The 21,021-nt window shown below is 46.2% G+C and carries 19 protein-coding genes; 11 read left to right on the forward strand and 8 right to left on the reverse strand.

All coding sequences use genetic code 11. The features are described 5' to 3' along the window. Positions 1-36 precede the first annotated feature (36 nt). The 4 genes from AC506A_RS05510 to AC506A_RS05525 form a co-directional block, all read right to left on the reverse strand. Positions 37-1,152 carry a GerAB/ArcD/ProY family transporter gene (locus AC506A_RS05510; protein ID WP_495459963.1) on the reverse strand — a complete coding sequence of 372 codons (1,116 nt, stop codon included), beginning with the start codon at positions 1,150-1,152 and terminating at the stop codon, positions 37-39. Continuing rightward, complete coding sequence (locus AC506A_RS05515) at positions 1,152-2,213, reverse strand: Ger(x)C family spore germination protein (protein WP_495459964.1); 1,062 nt, start codon at positions 2,211-2,213, stop codon at positions 1,152-1,154. Before AC506A_RS05515 ends, AC506A_RS05510 begins: the two co-directional genes overlap by 1 nt. A gap of 26 nt (positions 2,214-2,239) precedes the next feature. Further along, complete coding sequence (locus tag AC506A_RS05520; RefSeq protein ID WP_495459965.1) at positions 2,240-3,688, reverse strand: spore germination protein; 1,449 nt, start codon at positions 3,686-3,688, stop codon at positions 2,240-2,242. Between the two features lie 149 nt (positions 3,689-3,837). Then, positions 3,838-4,410 (reverse strand): TetR/AcrR family transcriptional regulator, encoded by a 573-nt coding sequence (locus tag AC506A_RS05525; RefSeq protein ID WP_495459966.1) that lies wholly within the window; start codon positions 4,408-4,410, stop codon positions 3,838-3,840. A 173-nt stretch (positions 4,411-4,583) separates the two neighbouring features. On the opposite strand from AC506A_RS05525, the gene AC506A_RS05530 reads away from it, so the two are divergent. From AC506A_RS05530 to AC506A_RS05545, 4 genes are all read left to right on the forward strand, one after another. Beyond that, the gene (locus AC506A_RS05530; RefSeq protein WP_495459967.1) at positions 4,584-5,321 is read left to right on the forward strand and encodes an SDR family oxidoreductase; all 738 of its coding nucleotides are present in this window, start codon (positions 4,584-4,586) and stop codon (positions 5,319-5,321) included. A 168-nt stretch (positions 5,322-5,489) separates the two neighbouring features. Further along, positions 5,490-6,518, forward strand: a complete 1,029-nt coding sequence (locus tag AC506A_RS05535; protein ID WP_495459968.1) for an ROK family transcriptional regulator — start codon at positions 5,490-5,492, stop codon at positions 6,516-6,518. Positions 6,519-6,528: 10 nt separating this feature from the next. After that, the gene (locus AC506A_RS05540; RefSeq protein ID WP_495459969.1) at positions 6,529-7,749 is read left to right on the forward strand and encodes an MFS transporter; all 1,221 of its coding nucleotides are present in this window, start codon (positions 6,529-6,531) and stop codon (positions 7,747-7,749) included. A gap of 266 nt (positions 7,750-8,015) precedes the next feature. Continuing rightward, positions 8,016-9,095, forward strand: coding sequence for a mandelate racemase/muconate lactonizing enzyme family protein (locus AC506A_RS05545; RefSeq protein ID WP_495459970.1), 1,080 nt, complete (start codon positions 8,016-8,018; stop codon positions 9,093-9,095). A 62-nt stretch (positions 9,096-9,157) separates the two neighbouring features. On the opposite strand, the gene AC506A_RS05550 is transcribed toward AC506A_RS05545, so the two are convergent. Both AC506A_RS05550 and AC506A_RS05555 read right to left on the reverse strand, forming a co-directional pair. Then, complete coding sequence (locus tag AC506A_RS05550) at positions 9,158-10,639, reverse strand: hypothetical protein (protein WP_495459971.1); 1,482 nt, start codon at positions 10,637-10,639, stop codon at positions 9,158-9,160. A 206-nt stretch (positions 10,640-10,845) separates the two neighbouring features. Further along, positions 10,846-11,757: a helix-turn-helix domain-containing protein gene (locus AC506A_RS05555; RefSeq protein WP_495459972.1), complete on the reverse strand. Its 912-nt coding sequence runs from the start codon at positions 11,755-11,757 to the stop codon at positions 10,846-10,848. A gap of 384 nt (positions 11,758-12,141) precedes the next feature. Here AC506A_RS05555 and AC506A_RS05560 point away from each other — a divergent pair, with 384 nt between their 5' ends. Then, positions 12,142-13,890: a proline--tRNA ligase gene (locus AC506A_RS05560; protein WP_495459973.1), complete on the forward strand. Its 1,749-nt coding sequence runs from the start codon at positions 12,142-12,144 to the stop codon at positions 13,888-13,890. Positions 13,891-13,954: 64 nt separating this feature from the next. Here AC506A_RS05560 and xerS read toward each other — a convergent pair whose 3' ends face one another. After that, positions 13,955-15,037, reverse strand: a complete 1,083-nt coding sequence (xerS, locus tag AC506A_RS05565) for a tyrosine recombinase XerS (RefSeq protein WP_495459974.1) — start codon at positions 15,035-15,037, stop codon at positions 13,955-13,957. 176 nt (positions 15,038-15,213) lie between these two features. Between xerS and AC506A_RS05570 the strand changes: the two genes are divergently transcribed. From AC506A_RS05570 to AC506A_RS05595, 6 genes are all read left to right on the forward strand, one after another. After that, entirely contained in the window at positions 15,214-15,576 is a 363-nt protein-coding gene (locus AC506A_RS05570) for a GntR family transcriptional regulator (RefSeq protein ID WP_495459975.1), read from the forward strand. 9 nt (positions 15,577-15,585) lie between these two features. Then, positions 15,586-16,479: an ABC transporter ATP-binding protein gene (locus AC506A_RS05575; RefSeq protein ID WP_495459976.1), complete on the forward strand. Its 894-nt coding sequence runs from the start codon at positions 15,586-15,588 to the stop codon at positions 16,477-16,479. Next, positions 16,476-17,165 carry a hypothetical protein gene (locus AC506A_RS05580; RefSeq protein ID WP_495459977.1) on the forward strand — a complete coding sequence of 230 codons (690 nt, stop codon included), beginning with the start codon at positions 16,476-16,478 and terminating at the stop codon, positions 17,163-17,165. The genes AC506A_RS05575 and AC506A_RS05580 overlap by 4 nt, the downstream gene beginning before the upstream one ends. 135 nt (positions 17,166-17,300) lie before the next feature. Beyond that, on the forward strand, positions 17,301-17,957 hold the full coding sequence (locus AC506A_RS05585; protein WP_495459978.1) for a cell wall hydrolase: 657 nt from the start codon (positions 17,301-17,303) through the stop codon (positions 17,955-17,957). A 248-nt stretch (positions 17,958-18,205) separates the two neighbouring features. Then, on the forward strand, positions 18,206-19,627 hold the full coding sequence (locus AC506A_RS05590; protein ID WP_495459979.1) for an immunoglobulin-like domain-containing protein: 1,422 nt from the start codon (positions 18,206-18,208) through the stop codon (positions 19,625-19,627). Between the two features lie 150 nt (positions 19,628-19,777). After that, positions 19,778-20,341: an NUDIX domain-containing protein gene (locus tag AC506A_RS05595; protein WP_495459980.1), complete on the forward strand. Its 564-nt coding sequence runs from the start codon at positions 19,778-19,780 to the stop codon at positions 20,339-20,341. A gap of 80 nt (positions 20,342-20,421) precedes the next feature. Here AC506A_RS05595 and AC506A_RS05600 read toward each other — a convergent pair whose 3' ends face one another. Further along, entirely contained in the window at positions 20,422-20,907 is a 486-nt protein-coding gene (locus AC506A_RS05600; RefSeq protein ID WP_495459981.1) for a C40 family peptidase, read from the reverse strand. Between the last annotated feature and the right edge of the window lie 114 nt (positions 20,908-21,021).

Consider the following 21,021-nt stretch of genomic DNA (forward strand, 5'->3'; position numbering starts at 1 on the left):
AAATAAACCAGCGGCTAGTTACTGTCGCTGGTTTTCTCATTGTTCGGGTCGTATAATCATCGGTTTCTTCTGCGAGAAGAAGCTGCGAATCAAATACAGGATAAATAGCAGCGGAACATAGGCGTAAATAAAATAAAACCCGAGTTCAACAACATGTTTTCCTAACCATTCAATCCTAACGCGATCGTTGAATGGAAGAGCCGCGAAGAAAATGGCGATTAGGATAACGTATAATGACCACGTTGGTTTAACATTCGTCACTCGCTTGATAATTCGTGTACAGCACCAAACAGAGAGACTAAGCATCGGGATAAGCAACATCAGCCAGATACATATAAATATAAACTCCACCCTGGCAATCAGTGAAAATTCAATCACTTTAACCATGACTAAGGTTGGCCAGTAAGTATGCTTCAATAACCCTTGACTGAAATACATGAGGGTTACAAACATAAGTATGGAGTACTTGATGGTGCAAAATAACAAACCGAGATGAGCCCATTTCACGTTTTTCTCGGGAGCTTTAATAAATGGAAAGTAAAGCAGAACCGTTTCAAAGCCCATAAACATAACGCCTGAGAATTGAGAAGATGTGATCAGCTCTTTTACGGAATGATTAAACATAGGCAATACATTATACAAATGCCCGTATTTGATATTGAAGTACAATAACAGAGGCAGCAGCGAGGAGAAGAACACCCCAAAGAAGCAATAGCCGACAATTACTCGAAACCCTCCGGAAACGGCATAATAGATCGCACAGACGAGGATGAATGCCAGAATCCAGGTTTGAAGATCAGGGAACATCCAAATATGAATGATTTCGATATAGCCGCGAAAGACAATTAATGCCATTAGAAAATAGTAGCCGACCATCACTAAGGAAACGGCATTCCCTAGAATTTTGCCAAAAAGGAAACGATGCAGATCGATGAGATCTTTAGCAGGGCTGCCAAGCATCTTAAATATCATCCATATGATGATATGCAAAGATAGCCCCATGATTAGTATCGAGATCCAAGCATCGTTTCCCGTTGCATTAACAATTAAATGTTGAAACCCTAAGACACCAGCCCCGAGCAAAGAAGCATGGAAAAGGAAAAATAAAAAAAAACCGGAAACCGTGTCGTTTTCCTTTACCAAGTGCTGCACTAATGTCCAACTCCCAAAGACAATATTTTAACTTCAGTCTGTACATCAAATGTGAGGTTCGGATAAATTTGGGCCGCGAATGCATGCTCATTCCAATTTCTTTGGCGAGATCGTTGAAGATTGCCTATCCCAACGGGATCAACAAGATTCTTTTGAAAATGTTCTAGCAAGGCTTTCAATTCGGCAGATAAGTGACGTTCGATTTGTTTCTTTAGCGCATTCATATCGTTACTGTTCTCAAATACGTTCAAAGATACCGGATAATCCCCAAGGTCAATATCGAGCTTAAGTGAAATGGAAGCTTTTTTATTGGTTACGATTATTTTGTGTGTGGCGTTCATGATTTTAAAAGTAATTTGCTTGTCTTGATCATTTTTAAAATCATATGTACTTGATTGGAGGGTGAATATATCGTCTTTGAGGAGCTTAATGAACAAGCCAGCTTTAGTTGGCAGTAAAAGCTTTAATTTATCTCCCTGAAAGACACCTACTCCAGTCATTTGCAGAATACCTTTTGGGCCTTTAACCACAATAGGCAGGAAAACATCTTGTCCTTCTCCAAAGTATTGGTCCAGAAAGATATGACCATTTGTGAATGGTGTATTCCCGGTATCCATATTTTGCTTGAGCAGATTGGATAAATAGACAGGCGGAAATCGTAATGTTTCATCTAAGATCTCGCTTGCTTGATTTGTTGTTATAACAAGTGTACATCGATTACTGATATGGGGATCTCGCACAATGGTGTTGGCAAGCTCCGTAATGCCTCTTCTTGCTATTCCTTCACTAATTACAATGGTCCGCAATTGACCGATTGCAATAGGGTGATCCGATTGCGATGTGAACGATGTGAGTACCTCATTTAAGGAATGAACTTCCCCTTCGAGCAGGAATAATTTCACTTTCTTATCATATGCGCAATACGTACCGCTAATTTTATAGATCTCTCCTTGTACGTCGTAACCGATACTTTCGATGAGCTTGATCCGATCGATTATCTGGGCTTTTGCGCATCCGGTAAGTACGAAGCACAGGACAAAGAGAAGAACATATTTTCTCATGGATGCTATTTTCCTTACTTAGATATTTATTCGTTATCGTAGTGATCGCGTTTAGGTTTAGGCGTATTCACCTTAAATCTTTGGCGCTTGAGAGGACGCAAGTAACTAGGTCGATTCTTAATAACGCTTAACGAAGAACGAATGAAACTGTCTGCATAATCTCGATATCGAAAAGGGAACGCAGGAGCTAAGTATGGCATGCCCAAAGATTTTAATCGCAGCAAGTGACCTAAAAGAAAGACGATCCCAATCGCAATGCCAAACCCACCCCAAGCCGCTGCCAGGAACATCAATGGAAACCGCAAGAATCGGATTGCGTTCGCCATTTTGAATATCGGAGTTGCAAATGAAGGGAGTGCGGAAAGAGATACAATTATGATTAAGATGTTGCTGGTGAGCGCGGCTTGCACGGCTGCTGTACCAAGTACAATACCGCCAACAATGCCGAGCGTTTGACCGACTTTGGTAGGCAGTCTTACCCCGGCTTCACGCAGCATATCGACCGTAAATTCCAATAGCAGCACCTCAATAATCGGCGCAAAGGGGACGTTCGTTCTAGATTCAATTATGGGACCTAGAAGAGATTGCGGGATAACAGAATAATGAAAGGTTAACAAGGCAACGTAGAGAGGGGAGGCTAGAATAGAGAAGGCAACTCCCAAATACCTTAAGCACCGGAAGAAAGAAGCCAATATCCATGGCAGATAATAATCTTCAGGTGAAGCAAAAAAATCAAACACCGTGCTTGGACCGGATATGACATAGGGAGATCCACTGCTTAATATGGCCACTTGGCCGAGAAGCACATTAAATTTGGCCCTGTCGACACGTTCTGTAGACATGAATAGCGGGAAGGGTGAATTGGGGTTATCGGATATGATTTGGTCAAGAATCGAACTATCAAATAACACGTCAACATCAAGTGCTTTAATTCTTTGTCTAACGGTATTCACATACTGAGGATTGCAGATTCCTTCTAAATAAACAATCGTTACTCGTGTTTGTGAAACAGAGCCTAAAATCAGTTCCTCAAATCGTAACTTCTCTGAAATAAGCTCTTTCCGAAGTAGATTGAGGTTTGTGTCGATATCTTCAACAAAGCCGACTTTCGGTCCAATTACGCTGTATTCGTTATCAGCTTCGTTATTACCCCGGTATCCGCGTTTTTGATCTAGGATATTTATTAAGAGCCCTTGATTAAGGTCAGGTGCAAGCTGAACGAATATATAGCCTTTAATCAAATGTTGGGTGATCTCGTCTATACTTGAGGATAACTTGATATTTTCCAGAGGAATCGCATGCTGCAATGCATCAAGATCAAGAATGGAAGTTTCCGACACTTGAATCCGGTGCAAGATTTCATGGTTAATAAGCTCTTGGTCTACAATGGCCTGTAAGTAGGAAAAATGAAACTGTTTATCATGGACCCTATGCACCGACTGCACATAATCATTCGATTTGAAGGTGTTTTTCAAAAGCTCATATACACTATCTGGGATATATAATCACACCTTTCGGAAAGATTCTCCCTTTATTATGAGCGTGGGTATGGATTGCTATTCCCATTGAATGACAGGTGGAACAACAAATAAAGCCCAAGGCGTTAAGCAGCCTTGGGTTTTATTTAGGAGTAAACCTGGTTCTTTTCAAATAAATGTTTGACCTGATCGGCCATAAATTGTGTGGAATGCGGCATTTGCTGACGTATCCACCACTCCACAATGCCAATGAAAGCTGAGGCAAGGAATTGGGCTTTTAACTCCTTGTCGACAGCGGTCATTTGATCCGGCTGTTCCAGTTTATCCATTAGATTGACTGCGATAAAACGCAGCAACCGGTCACGGAATAGAAAAACTCTTTGATTGGAAAACATAGCTGAGAAAAAAGGGAAGTGGTTTCGCAAATAATCAAAAACCGGTTTAGGCTCATGCACCATTCCTTGGCTAGGCATAGTAACCTCCCGATTCTTGCATAGTGAGATTAACTCGTTGATATGATCTTCAATGCATTGGTCCAGCAGGTCATATTTATCACTGTAATGCAGATAAATAGTACCGCGATTTACATTGGCACGGTCCGCGATCTCGTTAATGGTGATTTGTTCAAATTCTTTCTCTGCAAAAAGCTCCAGAAACGCCTTTGTTATCGTTTGCTTGGTTCGGAGAATGCGGCGGTCGGTTTTCACTACGGTATCCACTACTTCCGTTACCTCCTTGAGATAATCAACATTGCAAAGGATGGTGTTGCATATGAAACAAATGCGAATCAATCAACCATTGAGTAATCAGGGCATCTATCTATAATAGTAATCAACGGCCGTTAAATATTCAACACGCGTTCAATAACAAACATTCAAAGGAGAAATGATCCATGGAAAATATACAGAATAAAGTGGTCATCATCACGGGAGCTTCCAGCGGAATAGGAGAAGCTGCAGCAAAGCTGTTAGCGCAAAATGGCGCAAAGGTCGTACTGGCTGCCAGACGAGAGGAGCGTCTTCGTACTATCGTTAATGACATTAAACAAAGTGGAGGCGAAGCTGTTTCCGTTCGAGCGGATGTCGTTTCTGCAGAAGATATGCAGAAGTTGGCCCAATTCACCTTAAAAGAATATGGCCGCATAGATGTGTTGGTGAACAATGCAGGAGTAATGCCGAGCTCCAGGCTTAATGAATTAAGAGTAGCCGAGTGGGATCAAATGATCGATGTGAACATCAAAGGTGTTTTGTATGGAATCGCTGCGGTTTTGCCTGCCATGCGCGAACAACAAGGCGGTCATATTATCAACCTATCTTCAACATCCGGTTATCAGGTGTCCCCGACATCAGCCGTATATGCAGCCACAAAGTTCGCGGTTAGAGCCATTTCGGAAGGACTGCGCCTGGAAGAGTCAGCGACTTCGCGTATTCGGTCCACCGTCATTGCTCCAGGCCTGACGAAGACCGAACTTTTTGACACCATTACTAGCCCGGAAGTGCAAATGATAGCGAATCAAATAAGCGATAAAGGGATCTCTCCTACCAGTATTGCCAGAGCGATCGCGTTTGCCATTAACGAGCCGGATGACACATTAATCAGCGAAATTATGGTGAGGCCGACTGCTTTGTAAGGAAATGAAACCTTGGGATCAAGTTCTGTCATTTAGCGGTGACAGTTTCTTGGTCCTTTTTCGATTAATCATATTGCCATGACATCGGACATCTGCTAAGATGACTAAACATATTAAATCGATTTAATAAGTAGGTTCAACTTTGTAGATGAGGGGCTTTGATCAAGCATGACGAATATGTTTAAGACGCCAAGCGAAATAAAAGAACCAATCATTTATCGTATTCGGGCGGGACTCATTATGATGGGAAGCGCAACGAAAGCGGAGCTCAGTCAGCGACTAGGGATCAGTTTTCCGACAATCAGCAAATTTCTCTCCCAAATGGAGCAGGATGGAGAGATTCTCTTCACAGGAAATGATGACTCCAGCGGAGGCAGAAGGGCAAAGCGGTACACCTATGATCCGGAATATATGCTCGGTCTTGCCATCTTTATTGAGAAGAACGAGACGAATTATTCAATATTCAACTGTATTGGGGAGATCAAGGAACAAGGTATTAAGCCAAGCGTATTGCAACAAGATGCCCTGCAGCTTGGTGATCTTATTGAAGCGCTAATTGAGAAATATCCAAGACTTCGTTCCATCGCAATCGGAGTACCCGGGGCCGTTAACAACCTGGGAAAAATCATCTTTATCCCGCCATATCAGCATTTCCTTGACTATGATCTGAAAGAAGAATTCGAATCCCGCTTCCAAATCCCGGTCGTCGTGGAGAACGATATGAATGCATCGGTGCTTGGGTATGCGTCGACCTTCGAGATCGAGAACGAATCGCTGGTCTATCTCTATTTCGGTCAGTATGGGCCAGGTTCCGGCATTATGATTAATGGTGATGTTGTTCGTGGCAGCACGTTCTTCTCAGGCGAGATCTCGTTCGTTCCTCAATATGATCGTCAATCATTCGTGCAGGCGCTGAAGCTCGATGAGAGTAATGGCGAGGTTGTCTTGGTTGCAGACAAACAGATTGATGCGATTGCACGATTGATCGCTACTTTCACAGCCATTCTGAACCCTCGGGCTGTCATATTTTGCAATGATGAGGTAGACGAAGCATTTCTGGCTAAGGTTGCTGACCGCAGCTCGACCTATATTCCACAGAAACATTTGCCAACGCTAGTGATAAGCGATCGAAATCAGGATTATTTAGCAGGTTTACAGCAATTAGCGCTTAATGTGATGATTACGGATTGCTGCTAGGAAGGAATACATGATGGCTTCCATGTTTATATTGATTATCTATCTGGCGTTTATTAGTTTGGGCATTCCAGATTCTCTGCTTGGATCTGCGTGGCCTGTGATTCGTCCCGATATGGGGGCTTCATTTGGCTTCGCAGGGATCTTGTCCATGATTGTGGCTGGAGGCACCATCGTATCCAGTCTAGCTAGCGGGAGTTTGGTTCAGCGAGTAGGAACGGGGAGAATTACGCTGATCAGCTGCTGTCTGACAGCAGGAGCGCTTCTTGGCTATGCTATGGCGCCTTCGTTAATCTGGCTTGTCTTATTAGCCATTCCGCTTGGCCTTGGCGGCGGTGCCATCGATGCGGCGCTAAATCATTATGTAGCTGAGAATTATAAGGCTCATCACATGAACTGGCTACACTGTTTCTGGGGTCTAGGCGCAACTATGGGACCTATTATTATGTCTTATTATATTGCTGAGCACGACTCCTGGAGAGATGGCTATACAGCAGTATCTGTGATTCAGTTCTCACTCGCACTAGTATTGTTCGTTACACTCCCTCTATGGAAACGTGTCGCCGTGCTTAGAGATGGTGAGGCTCGAACCAGTACGATTCAAGAGGATCAAGTCGGAGCTGCGTTCGTTCAAGTGGATGTTAGCTCGAAGTCTAATGTCTTGCGCATTAAAGGTGTGAAACAGACACTCCTTGCTTTTCTGTTCTACTGCGGGGTTGAATCCACCATTGGATTATGGGGAGCCAGCTACCTGGTAGGTGCCAGAGATATGTCAGCCGAAACAGCAGCCGGATGGATTTCGTTATACTATGGCGGCATAACTTTAGGAAGGCTGTTTACCGGGTTTATTACGTTGAAGGTTAACAATACGGTGTTAATCCGGTGCGGTCAGATTATGGCCATTGTTGGCGGACTATTATTGTTACTTCCGCAGCTCCAACTTTTCTTAGTCGGACTTATTCTTATTGGACTTGGCCTAGCTCCTATTTATCCTGGATTGCTTCATGAAACGCCGGCGCGCTTCGGACGAGAGAATGCAGCGAAGCTAATCGGCTATCAGATGGCAGTCGCATATACGGGAACCACACTTCTCCCGCCGCTCTTTGGCGTACTTGCTGCACAGACGAGCATAGTATTACTTCCGTTTATTGCGCTGGCTTTTCTAGTTGTTATGTTGATTGGTGTTGAAAGAGTAAACAAGCTGTTGATACAGCCAGAGCACACATCATTGTAGTCATGAAAAGATACCGTGAGCCATTAGACGGAGAATGGGGCACTGTTGGTTCATGCAACCTGCATCAATATTCGTTATTCGGCAATTGCGAAATGAACGCGGCTTTCTGGGATCGAATGAGCATGTTCGTTTCATAACCAATTCATGGGCAGCTGATCTTCGTGATTAGCTGTCTATTTTGGTTTAATAGGCAGCGTTGATCCCAGCTTCTTTTTACTCCCTCTGTTGAATAAATTACATTATCTGAATAGGGAGGTTTAATAGAGATGATCATCACAGCTGTAAAAACCAAGCTTGTTTCCGTTCCCTTCAAGACCCCCATTCGCGTATCAACATTTTTCATTACGAAGAGAACTGCACTCATTGTTGAAATAGAGACTGATGAAGGGATTACCGGGATGGGGTATTTGCCGATCCTGGGGCAAGGCGGCGAAACAATCAAAACATGCATGGATCGAGACATTGCCGATTTACTAATCGGCGAGAACCCGCTGTATCGGAATAAAATATGGGAGAAGCTCTGGTGGGCACTTAATATGATCGGACGCAAAGGCGTTGTCCTTTACGGAATTTCCGCAGTGGATATCGCACTCTGGGATTTGGCCGGTAAGCTTCAGAACTCATCGATTCATGCCATGCTCGGACCTTATACAGATCAAGTGAAAGCCTATGGAAGCGCGGGATTCATGTCACTATCTGAGGATGAGCTCGTCAAGGAAGCAGAAAGTTATGCTTCTCGCGGATTTAAAGCATTCAAAATGAAGGCAGGGTTCCCTGATTTAAAAATCGATCTAAGACGAGTGGAAGCCGTTAGAAAAACGTTGGGTTCAGATATAGACATTATGGTAGATGTAAATCAAGGCCTTGATGTGGCAACGGCGATTCAGTTCGGAAGAGAGCTCGAAAAGCTCGGCGTATACTGGTTCGAAGAACCCGTTCCCGCGGACGATATTATTGGCCATGCAGAGGTCGCCAAGGCGCTGGACATCCGGATAACGACAGGCGAGACCGAGTATTCCAGATATGGATTTCGTGAGCTGATCGACAGGAAAGCCGGAGATATCCTGATGATTAACCTAAGAGCAGGCGGAATTACGGAAGCAGTTCGCATCGCCAATCTGGCAAGCGCTAATCGTCTGCCTGTCACGCCGCATCTGGCGTGGGAGCTTCAAATCCAAGTTTTTGCCGCTATTCCCAATGGTGTCTACATAGAGTATATGAATTGGTATGACGATTTGTTCGAAGATGTCCCGCAAATAAAGGACGGGTTGGTTACCGTTTGGAACCGTCCCGGACATGGACTGAAATTTCGTGATGAAGTGATCCAGAAGTATGTTGTCATGTAATTGGCGGTTGGCACAGTTCGAAAGCAAAAGGAGAGGCCGGCGGCCTCTCCTTTTGTCATCCCTTAGAACACTTGAATACCATTCGTTGGATTCCACGTCATGTATCCGCCTTGGAAGTTTTGTCTCGTACCACCGCCATATGCGAATTCATCACTCGTCGGAAATTGGAGGTAGGTATGATTCGTCCCCTGCAGGTAGGTTTGCCAGAAGCCGTTGCGGACTTGGAACGTCCCGCTGCCGGATGTCATAATGGCGCTTGCCCCGATGCTGCCACCGTCAAAATCCTGCACGTAGCCGTAATCCCAATAGTGGACATACGCGCTGCCGCCATTATCATAAGGGGACCCGTTCGTTGCCATTCCGCCATGGCTATTGAAATAATTGAGGATGTTCGTATTCGTTGTTCCGCCAGAGAGCTTGCCTTCATAGGCTGTAGCATTGCGGAAATTGGACCATCCGGTTTTCTTGTCTGATGAGCCTAAACCGCTGGACTTGAAAATACCATAGCTGAGCGACGGCTCATCTTGGAGATAAAACCATACGCCGCTCTGTATATACGGAGAGGCTTTCATCACATTGTAAGCTGATGTTATATTGGAGGCTTGAACCGCCTCGCTGACGGCATCTGTCGTCCAGCCGATCTCTGTCATGAAGATTTTCTTAGGCGTACTCGAACCTTCATAGGCTGCGTATGCACTGTGTATATAGTTGATGTAATTGTTCAGCTGTGTGGTGGATACAGTACCGCCTTGATCGATATAGATATGCTGTCCGATATGATCGAGTGGGTAGGTCCCTGCATTCGAATGAATCCAGTTCCAGCTCCCGACCGTTGTGCCTTCATAGTACGTGTCGCTTAGGTAATCGGCACCTGATCCGCCGGAGGAGTAGCCTGCAATATCATGACCAAATACGCCGCCGCTGATCACTTCGACATCGTAGTTGTTATAGTATTTCATCTGCGTATAAACATGGCCCAGCATAGCTGCGAAGTTGGATGGATAAATGAACGAGCATCCGGTGTATACCCCAGGTGACGGATTCGAGCCCCAGCAATTCGGTTCATTCCATATTTCCCAATACTTAATGACGCCATCGAAGTGGCCAGCCATCCGTCCGGCCAAGTATCCGAATTGATCGATAAAGTTGTTGTAGCCGTCCCCTCCAGGCGTATTCTCCGCATTGTTAGCGGTCCAATTCGACTGCGTGCCAGGCCATGATTCGTTCGATATCAGTCCGATAACTTGAAGACCTTTGCTGCGCAATGTGTTCACGATCGTGTCGTATGTGTTGTAAAATGCCGCTGTATCCGAGGTGTACGGTCCGAGGCGGAAGTTAAGCCGTACAAATCCCGCTCCGCTGTCGGCAAGTGCTTGCGCAACTTGATTGGTAATGAGGATGTTGCCGGAATCGTCGATGGGACGGCCGAATTGGATGCCTTGCGGACCGGCAGCTGCTGCTTCGCGAACGCCAATAAAGCTAAATGCTGTTAATACCAGGGCCGCTATCATAAAAGCAGCTGCCCATTGTGATACTCGTTTCATCACGATACCTCCTTAGAAGTTGAAATCGCTTACACCTCTAATTGTATGCGGACTGATATGAGGTTCGTCCTTTACAATCCGGACCTCATTCGAGTGGATAATAATGGGTTGCATGTCATGTGTAAAACGCGATGATGTTGAAACAAGAGCTTGAACTTCGTTGTTAACTCGATGGATTGCTTATAATTTTGGGACGAAATATGGAGTTAGGCATGTGAGTTTGCATTCGAGCGCTGTTCACTTGGTGGGCGGCCGTAGACACGGCGAAAGAGCTGACTTAAGTAGCTCCCATTCGCGAACCCAATCTCTTGCGCGATGCGATCTAAGGAGTAATCGGACTGCCGAAGCAGATGCATGGCGCGGTTTAAGCGGATTTCGGTGAGGTAGCGATTCATCGTTTTGCCAGTGACGAGCTTGAACATCCGTCCGAGATGCCGCGGGCTGAAGTGTACATGATCGGCAATCTGTTCGAGCGTTATTGGGTGCTGATAATTATCCTCCAGAAACAGAATGGTTTCGAGGATGACTTCATAGCCTTGCCGTTTGACTGGTACGGCATAATTTGCCTGCGTGTTGTCACCTGCAAGCATTCGGGCAGTTGCTAGAATAACACCGGCAAGGAGACTCTGAACTGCCGAGTAGTAGCCGACGAATTGGCGGTTCGCTTCATCGGCACAAGACAAGAAGAGTGGAATGGCGCCAAGAACGTCATGGAGGCCGCTGTAAACGGGAGTGTTAAAAATACTAAGAAGCTGTTTGGCTTCTTGAACGGTGTAGTGGTCCGCGTTTTCTTGGATGGTAAATTGACATTGGAGACAGAGCTCAGCCATCGGTTCATGCTGATCTGAGATTTGAGTATGAACGATTTCCGGGCCGGTCAAATAAAACATGTTCGGCTCAACATGGAAGGGGATCTGTTCCATTCGGACAAAGCCTTTACCCGAGGTGATGAAATGGAACTCATAGGAGGAGTGCTTATGCTCGGGGACGTGCCAACCAGGACCTGGAGGGACGTAGTTGATTTTGATGACATCGACCTGCAAGGCACCGATCGAAAGATGAATAGGCATCCGTTCCAAGTTGCGAACATGTCGTTTAATGGGGTCAAGATCAAGCAAGATGATCCACCTGCTTTCTTAATCGTACTAGTACTAGCTTATTCGAGTTTTTCGGTTGACTTGCCGCTTAACTTGTTGTACCTTTAGAATCACATTAAATTGAACGACCGTGATCAAGGATATGCATTCTTGTCATTCTGTGCCCAGAGAGGAAGCCCACCGGCTGAAAGGCTTCCCGCAGATCCAAGAACTGCCCTGCCTTGTAGTCGCTGCAAGGAACCCTGCTTTCCGTATTTGCAGCCGGGATCGCCCCGTTATCCGTACAAGAGAGCCGCCATGATATGCGGCTGAATTTTGGGTGGTACCACGAGCACGCACTCGTCCCTTAACCAGGGATGGGTGCGTGTTTTTCGTATTTTCATGTAAAGGGAAAGGGTGTTTACGATGAGACAAAAGACAGTATTCCTACCAACGTTGAGGGAAGTACCTGCAGATGCAGAAGCCGTAAGTCACAAGTGGTTGGTCAAAGCCGGATTTATTCGTCAGCTCTCCGCCGGTGTCTATTCATTCCTGCCTTTAGGGCGACGCGTGCTGCGCAAGGTAGAAGCAATTGTTCGCTATGAAATGGAGCAAACCGGAGCACAGGAAGTGCTGCTGCCTGCTTTTCAACCTGCTGATCTATGGCAGCAATCAGGGAGGTACGACGTCTATGGACCGGAATTGGTGCGGCTGCAGGATCGTAACGGTCGTGAATTCGTGCTCGGTCCTACGCATGAAGAAGTGATTACCCAGCTTGTCGGTCAGGAGATATCGACTTATCGTAAGCTTCCGGTCACGCTATTCCAGCTGCAGACCAAGTTTCGCGATGAACGCAGACCACGCTTTGGTTTGCTTCGGTGCAGAGAGTTTGTCATGAAGGATGCCTATTCTTTTGACAGTGATTGGGAGGGGCTGGATCGGACGTATCAGGCGATGTACGAGGCTTATCATCGTATATTCGAGCGCTGTGGGCTGGAGTTCCGCGCGGTTCAAGCTGATGCGGGCGCCATCGGCGGCGAAGGCGGGACCCATGAATTTATGGCAATTGCCGAATCCGGTGAGGATGATGTGGTAACTTGCAGGATCTGCGATTATGCAGCGAATATGGAGAAAGCACAAAGTCTTGAAGCTGCACGGGTAGAAGCAGACATGAACCGTTTGGCTAGAGATCACGCTGCAGATGGCTTGCAAGCGGCTGCGGAGCAATTTCACACGCCTGGAATGAGAACGATCGACGAGTTGGCTATAGGGCTCGGCATCCGTCATGATGAACTAATCAAGACGCTTATCTATTTGGCAGATGGTAAACCCGTCGCTGTTCTTGTGCGCGGTGACCACAGCATTAACGAAACGAAAGTTCTCAATGCGCTTAAAGCCGTTACGCTTACACTTGCCGATACCGAAACGGTCAGAAATGTTACTGGCGCTGGTACCGGTTTCGCAGGCCCTATCGGACTTGCGATCCCATTGCTGGTCGATCTGGAGATTGGTCAGATGCCAGCTGGTATTGCTGGAGCTAACGTAACGGACTATCATGTTCGTCATGTTGTTCCTGGGAGAGATTTCTCTCTTGAGCGAGTCGGAGATTTCCGTAATGTAGAGGCAGGCGACCGTTGCCCAAGCTGTGAGCAAGGTGAGCTGAGGACGATTCGCGGCATAGAAATTGGTCATGTGTTCAAGCTTGGCACCAAGTATAGTGAGAAGCTAGGTGCGCAGTTCGTTGATTCCACTGGTGAAACGAACCCGATCATTATGGGCTGTTATGGGATTGGCATTTCGCGGCTGCTCTCAGCCATTATTGAGCAGCATCATGACGAGAACGGTATGATGTGGCCAAACGCTGTTGCGCCATTTGACGTTCACCTCATTCCGGTTTCTACGCAGGATAACTTGCAGATGGAAGCAGCTGAAGGGCTGTATGCGCAATTGCAGGCAGCAGGTATCGACGTTCTACTGGATGACCGTGACGAGCGGCTTGGCGTGAAACTCAAAGACAGCGATCTGATTGGAATCCCAATTCGGATTGTGGTCGGGAAAAGTGTTGCAGAAGGTCAAGTTGAGTGGAAACTCCGCCGTGTGAGTGCTGCAGCAGAACGAGTAGCGATTGCGGATGTGCTTGCGGCTGTTCAGCGTACGATGAGCAGTACGATTTGATCCTTCGGCGAGGAACCCGCTAAACCCAAAATCCCCATACCGATCAATCGGTATGGGGATTTTATTATGCTTCCTTAGGTCGGTCGATTGCTTCAGCCATCGTTTTGTCCGTCAGATGGGCGTAAATTTGCGTCGTTTCCGGTGAGGCGTGACCGAGCTGCTCCTGTGTCTTGTACAGATCATTACGCAGGTAGTAATCGGTCGCAAAGGAATGGCGCAGTTTATGAACCGAGAGAAACGGCTTGCCGAAACGTTTGGCATATTTGATGACCATTTCTTGAATGGCCCGTTTCGTCATGCGGGATCCTTCCTTCTTGCCATTGGGAATAGCGAGGAAGAGCGCTTTTTCCCTCTTCGATGCTTTGTACTGCGAATCACGCTGTGCGATATACAGCTGGAGATCACGCATCGCTTCTTGGCGGAAATAAACCGGCGTCTTAAACGTGTCGTCATTCTTACCTTTCCGGTACACATACAGCAGCCGCTTCTTCATGTCGATGTCATCGACGTTCATATTGAACACCTCTGATACACGCAGCCCGGAGTTGAGGATGAGGCTCACAATCGACGTATCGCGCGTCCGATTATTCGTATACGAATAGAGCGCTTGCTTATTTGTGGCGATCTCCATGCCATAATCCTCATTAATGTAGCGGATAAACTCATCAATCTCCTGCTCCTGCAGCAGCTTGCCTTCAAGCTTGGCAGCCGTGTCCTTCGGCTTCGACGTTCGTTTGATGGATACCTTCGCCATCACGTTTCGTTTCAATAAGGGATAAAACTGCTCGTCCTCGGCAATTTGGCTCAAATAATGAAAGAGAGAGCGGAGTGAGGAGAGTTTACGGGAAATGGTGGTTCTGCTGTTGGCTTGCTGCTGGCGGGTAGCTAGGAACATTTTGAAATGATCGATGCTGTCCATATGCAGTCGCTCAAGCTCTATTAGCTCTACATCGCGAAGTGTAGGACCGGCAGCCAAACCTTCCGCAAGCAGCCAGGAAAGAAACGTATCGTAATCCCGCACATATTCAAGCAGCGAAGAAGGCGAGAGGTCGGGAAGCTTAAAGTTAATGAATTTCTCGATATACCAGGGCATTGACGGCGTTCTGCGGTCAAGCTCCTGTCGATCTTTGATTTTGATAATATTCATTCGCAGCCACCTCCATTATTTCTCATTTTAAAGCAGTGGCAGGGCAAAGTAAACCGAGCATTGGAACGAATGTTCGCACTAGGCAGCAGCGGAAATCGAAAAAGAGCTCTTGACGAAACAGTTCATTGCTTATATAGTTAGTTACATGAGTAAATAACCGATGTGGTGGTGTAGCGATGGGAATCAAGATCGATGACAGCCGTCCCATATTCGTCCAAATTGCCGAACGAATTGAGGATGACATTATTGGAGGCGGCATGCCGGAGGAGACACAAGTTCCTTCGACGAATCAGTTTGCTGCCTTCTACGGCATCAATCCGGCCACAGCAGCTAAAGGCGTGAATCTGCTTGTCGATGAAGAGATTCTATATAAGAAACGGGGAATTGGCATGTTTGTCGCAACCGGCGCTAAAGCGAAGCTGATGGAGAAACGGAAAGAGCAATTTTTCGAGCAGTATGTCGTAACGATGATTCAAGAAGCAGAGAAGCTTGGCATTACGATTGAACAATTAACGGATATGATCCGCAGGAGAGGATGATTCTGACTTATGAAGACTGTAATTGAAGCGAAGCGGTTAACGAAGGTGTTCGGGGACTATAAAGCAATCGACGATATCAGCTTCCAAATCGAAGAGAACAAGATCTACGGGCTGCTTGGACGCAATGGTGCTGGTAAAACAACCATTATGCATATGATAACCGCTCAACTATTTAAAACCAGCGGGGAGCTTAAGGTGTTCGGCGAAGAGCCGTATGAGAATAATCGTGTGCTTCGCCAAATTTGTTTTATTAAAGAAAGCCAGAAATACCCGGATAACTTTAAAGTGGTGGATGTATTAGAGACGGCTGCTTTATTTTTCCCCCAATGGGATGGTGCATATGCGCGTGAGCTGGTTGCGGATTTCAAGCTCCCATTGAAGCGCAGAGTGAAGAAATTATCCCGTGGCATGCTGTCTGCCGTCGGTATTATTGTAGGCTTAGCCAGCCGCGCGCCAATCACGATATTCGATGAGCCATACTTGGGATTGGATGCTGTGGCACGGACGATTTTCTACGATCGGTTAATGGAGGATTACGCGTTGTACCCTCGTACGATTGTTCTGTCTACCCATCTTATTGATGAAGTCAGCCGATTGCTGGAACATATCATTGTCATTAATGAAGGGAAGCTGCTGCTCAATGAGGAAGCAGATTCGCTGCGTGGCCGCGCTTATACCGTAACAGGTCCAACGGCCAAAATCGAAACCTACACCACAAATAAGAAAGTCATTCACAGTGAGGGGATGGGCGGTTATCGCTCAGCGACGGTTTATGGCAGCTTGGTTGCCAGTGATCAGAAAGCAGCTGAAGCATTGGGCTTGGACATAACGACGGTCACCATTCAACAGTTGATTGTCTATCTGACGACCGATCAATCGCGTAAAGAGGTGAAGTTAGGATGAATATGGTACAAAGTGTAGTAAAAATGTACGCAAGAGACAAATTGGGCTGGTTTATCCTGCCTTGGGTTATTCTACTTTCCAGCTTTCTTGTAAATTTGGTTATTGCAGCCTTCCTTCCGGTGGATGATAAGATTGTTACCGGAGGGCTGATGTCGATCTTTATCTATATGATGGTGGCCGGAATCGTTTCGTTGTCACAAACATTCCCTTTTGCACTGGGGCTAAGTGTCAGAAGGCGTGATTTCTTCTTAGGCTCCATGCTTATGATTTCATTGCTTAGCGCAGGGATTTCCATCATCTTGTGTTTGCTCTCCTATATTGAAGGCAATGTGATCGATGGTTGGGGAGTAAGATTATCTTTCTTTCATTTGCCTTTCATTTCGGACGGTAATATTCTTACAGAGTTCGTGATCTACTTCTCGTGCATGATCTCCCTCTATATGACGGGGTTCGTATGTGCCAGCGTTCATCGTCGTTTCGGACGCAATGGGATGTATGTGTTTTCCATCGCTGCTGTTCTTGTGGTGACCGTTATTCTTTATGTGGTTAAATATTTGGAATGGTGGTCCGCAATCTTCAATTTCTTCGTTGACCATTCCGCTGTTCAGCTTGCCTTAATTCTCTTACCTATAACAGTTTGCCTGTCATTCGCAGCCTACTTGCTGCTGCGTAGAGCAACAGTGTGAATGTGCCAAGAGTAGCTATTTGAACAGTATGAGAGATTTTTAAGTTCATTAGAAAATCCCCTTAATCCATATGACAGGTACTGATTCGTGTTACAATCAGCCTCATACCAAAAGATATGGAGGGGTTTCTACACCATGGTAAGACACAACAGAATCGCGGCAGCGCTAGTATTCTTCGTGCTACTATCGGGAGGCTCGTTATACAGCACCGAAGCACATGCTGCAGCAGCGCCAACACTCAAAGCAGGAAGTCAGGGCGGAGATGTATCGGATCTACAGTTCCGATTGCAATCACTCGGCTACTACAAAGATAAAATTACGACCACATATGGCATGTCGACACGTAATGCTGTTGCAAACTTTCAACGTGCCAATGGGATTACCAGTGATGGTATCGCCGGACCTAAGACATGGGCGAAGCTGAAGAAACTTTCGGTTAACAAACCTGAACTGTCAAAGCTTGCGCGAATCATCTACTCGGAATCACGAGGTGAGGTGTATAAAGGTCAGGTCGCTGTAGGCGCAGTCGTGATGAATCGCTTGAAATCACCGTTATTCCCGAAGAACTTGACCGACGTCATTATGCAGCCTTATGCTTTCACAGCTGTAGCGGATGGTCAGTATTGGCTGCTCCCGAACAACACCGCATTCCTGGCAGCGAAGGACGCTGTTCGCGGATGGGATCCGACAAAAGAAGCGCTGTACTATTACAATCCAGTCACTGCCAAATCGGAATGGATTCGCACTCGTAAAATAACAACGAAGATTGGAAGCCATGTTTTTGCTATATAACGTACGTAAAACCGCCCTTGAAGTTGAAGGGCGGTTTTTTTTATATCTCTAGTCAACTGCAACTAATTTGACGAATAAACCGTTTGAAGTGTAGATGAAAACGACGGTTTCGCAATTGCGCCAATTCCATACAGTTAACGACAGTAAATGAAATTTATTCCTAAACGGCCCCCGTAAACATACCCCTGGCGACGAAATGTATCTGTAGTGAGCGTTTTCACTAATTTATGGTGTAGGGAGAGAGGTTCATGAAGAAGTGGACAGTATTATTGCTTGTCCTTTCCATGTTTCTACTTGGCAGCAGCACCGCACTCGCACATGGGAATAGCCACAATGGTGGCAACGATAGTCGCCAGCAGCAATTGCAGTCTTGTAAAGACGCTGTCAGTCGCTTAAATGCAGTACTGATTAAAGTGAAGAATGAACGGACACGAGCGATCCTCAAGCGAATGATTGCCAGTTTCAAAGCGGAATGTGAGTCCGGCACTAACGGCGACAGTACGTATCAGAAAGACTTAGCGAAAGTGAATGCCGACAAGAATGCACTGGCCATTCAGTTCCTGGGGAATGACAATGCTAAATCCGTCACGCTGCCTGTCATTCTAAGCTCCAAAGGTAAGAACGGTTCTGCCATTACTTGGACTTCCAGCAATAATTCCATTCTAGCGAGTAATGGGTTACTTATTAATCGCCCATCGAATAACGATGCTACGATCGATTTGACGGCAACTATTCGTTCCGGCAACGCTGTAACAACCAAGACATTTCGTATTATCGTAAAATCCACGGCACCGGTAATGTCCGATATCGATCGGGTGAAGAAAGATTATGCGGCATTATCCATCGTATTCGGCGGCTCTGACACGATCGATAGCGTCACGCAACCGTTTAAAGAGCTTCCTAGCAAAGGCGTGAACGGCTCGACAGTGACTTGGGCATCAACGATGCCTTCCGTTATTTCCAATGATGGTAAGAAAGTAGTCAGACCATCGAGTGGTTCTGGCAGCACGACTGTTGTTTTCACAGCAGAGGTCAAATCCGGCAGTTATAGAGAGACAAAGGTCTTTATTGTGAAAGTTAAAGAACAGCTGCCGGATGTCCAACGAGTCGCAGCAGATAAGGCTGCACTTCAGATCGATTTTGGCGGATCTGACTCCGCAGGTCGCGTCACTCGTCCGTTTGATGTATTGCCTGCATACGGTGTGAATGGCTCCTCGATCAAATGGATGTCCAGTACACCTGCTGTACTGTCCGATGATGGTAAATCGCTTCACCGTCCGGCTGCCGGTACGGGAGATACGTTCGTAGTCTTGACAGCTGTTATCACTGGAGGAGCAGCAGTAGATGTGAAGCAGTTCACATTGACCATAAAGGCTGAATTCACTAGCATAGAGAAAGTCGCCGCTGATAAAGCAGATCTTGCGATTATCTTTAAAGATACAGACAACGCTGGATATGTAACGAAACCGCTTGGGCTGCCTTCTAAAGGCTACTACGGCAGTACAATTGTCTGGTATTCGAGCAACACCACTGTGTTGTCGGACAACGGAACCGTGCTGCATCGTCCCGCTCACGGTCATGGTGATGTATCTGTGAATTTGACCGCTTTTATAAGCAATAACGGTGTTGGCGATGTGAAAGTGTTCACGGTAACTGTGAAGCAGCAATAACTTGTTTCGACTTTCGAATTGGACCTATAGACCCTATTGAACATTAGGCCGGCTGGCGCTATGATTAACGAAGCTGAATGAAGAGACGAACGTTTCTCGGCAGCTCTAATTATGGCAATTCTATATCGGACAATTCGGGAGAATTCATCTATGGGAATTAATTTCTGTTTATCATGTGGGGCTCCGCTGGAAGTTAGAGATGTGGATGGTACGCCACGGAAAGCCTGCACGGCTGATGGCTGCAATTTCGTTCATTGGGGAAATTACAGCGTCGGTGTTGGCGCATTAGTTGTTCGGAGCGAGAAGGTTCTTCTCGTTCGCCGGGCTCAGGAGCCGGGTAAGGGGTATTGGACGAATCCGGGCGGCTATATTGAACAACACGAGCTCATTCATGAAACGATAAGGCGTGAGGTTATGGAAGAAGCCGGCGTGGAAGCTGAGGTTCGGAACATTGTTGCCGTTCGCGATCATCCAAGAAACATTCACAACGTCTATATCGCATTCGCAATGGATTATGTTTCCGGAGAGCCGGAACCAGACGGTGTTGAAGTTGATGCTGCAGGCTTCTACAGTTTGCAAGAGATGGAAACGATGAATGTTGCCGGGTTCACGAAGTGGCTGGTCGATGTAGCGCTGCATGGTCAAGGCGAAGGTTTGAAGGAAGACAAAGAACCGATTGTGCAATTCGACGGGTACGGATTGTTCCGCGTGTAGGTCTAACTTATGACGAAAGAGCCTGATAAGAGGAGATGCGGACTGTATCCGTATGCCATCTTAACAGGCTCTTTGCTTGATTAACTGAGGACGCGTCTTGCCGTAACGAAAGAATTTCTCCAATAGCCCGAAGACATATCAGAGATCTTCACACTTTTGCCAGCACTATGCAAAATCTTATTATCTCCGGCGTAGATCGCAACATGGCTGATCCCGATTCCATTGGTATTGAAGAAAACCAGGTCTCCTACACTTAAGTAACCTTTAGCGATTTTCTTGCCTTTGGCTGATTGATCGGAAGACGAACGGGGAAGTGAAATATCGAAATTATCATATACATATTGTGTAAAAGATGAGCAGTCGAACGCATTTGTCATATATGGAACTGCACCGTATAGATAGGGGGTACCTATGTACTTCTCTCCGTAAGTGATCAATTCATTCGATTTCTCGGTTGCAGCGCTGACTTGCGTTGCTGTACTTAGTGATACTGCCGTAAATCCAATCGTGGCGCAAAGGCTCACACTTAGGATGCTCTTGAGTAAACGTTTGTTAGTTGCTATCATCTGTTTATTCCCTCCAGCTCTTCAAGGTGCCATTTGTCTTTACACACTATAACACACTCCCAAAACACCCTTTTTGCACCATTAGGAGTCAACTACGAGTGTTCTATAGCGATA

It is taken from the genome of Paenibacillus sp. N22P23, from assembly GCF_059383735.1.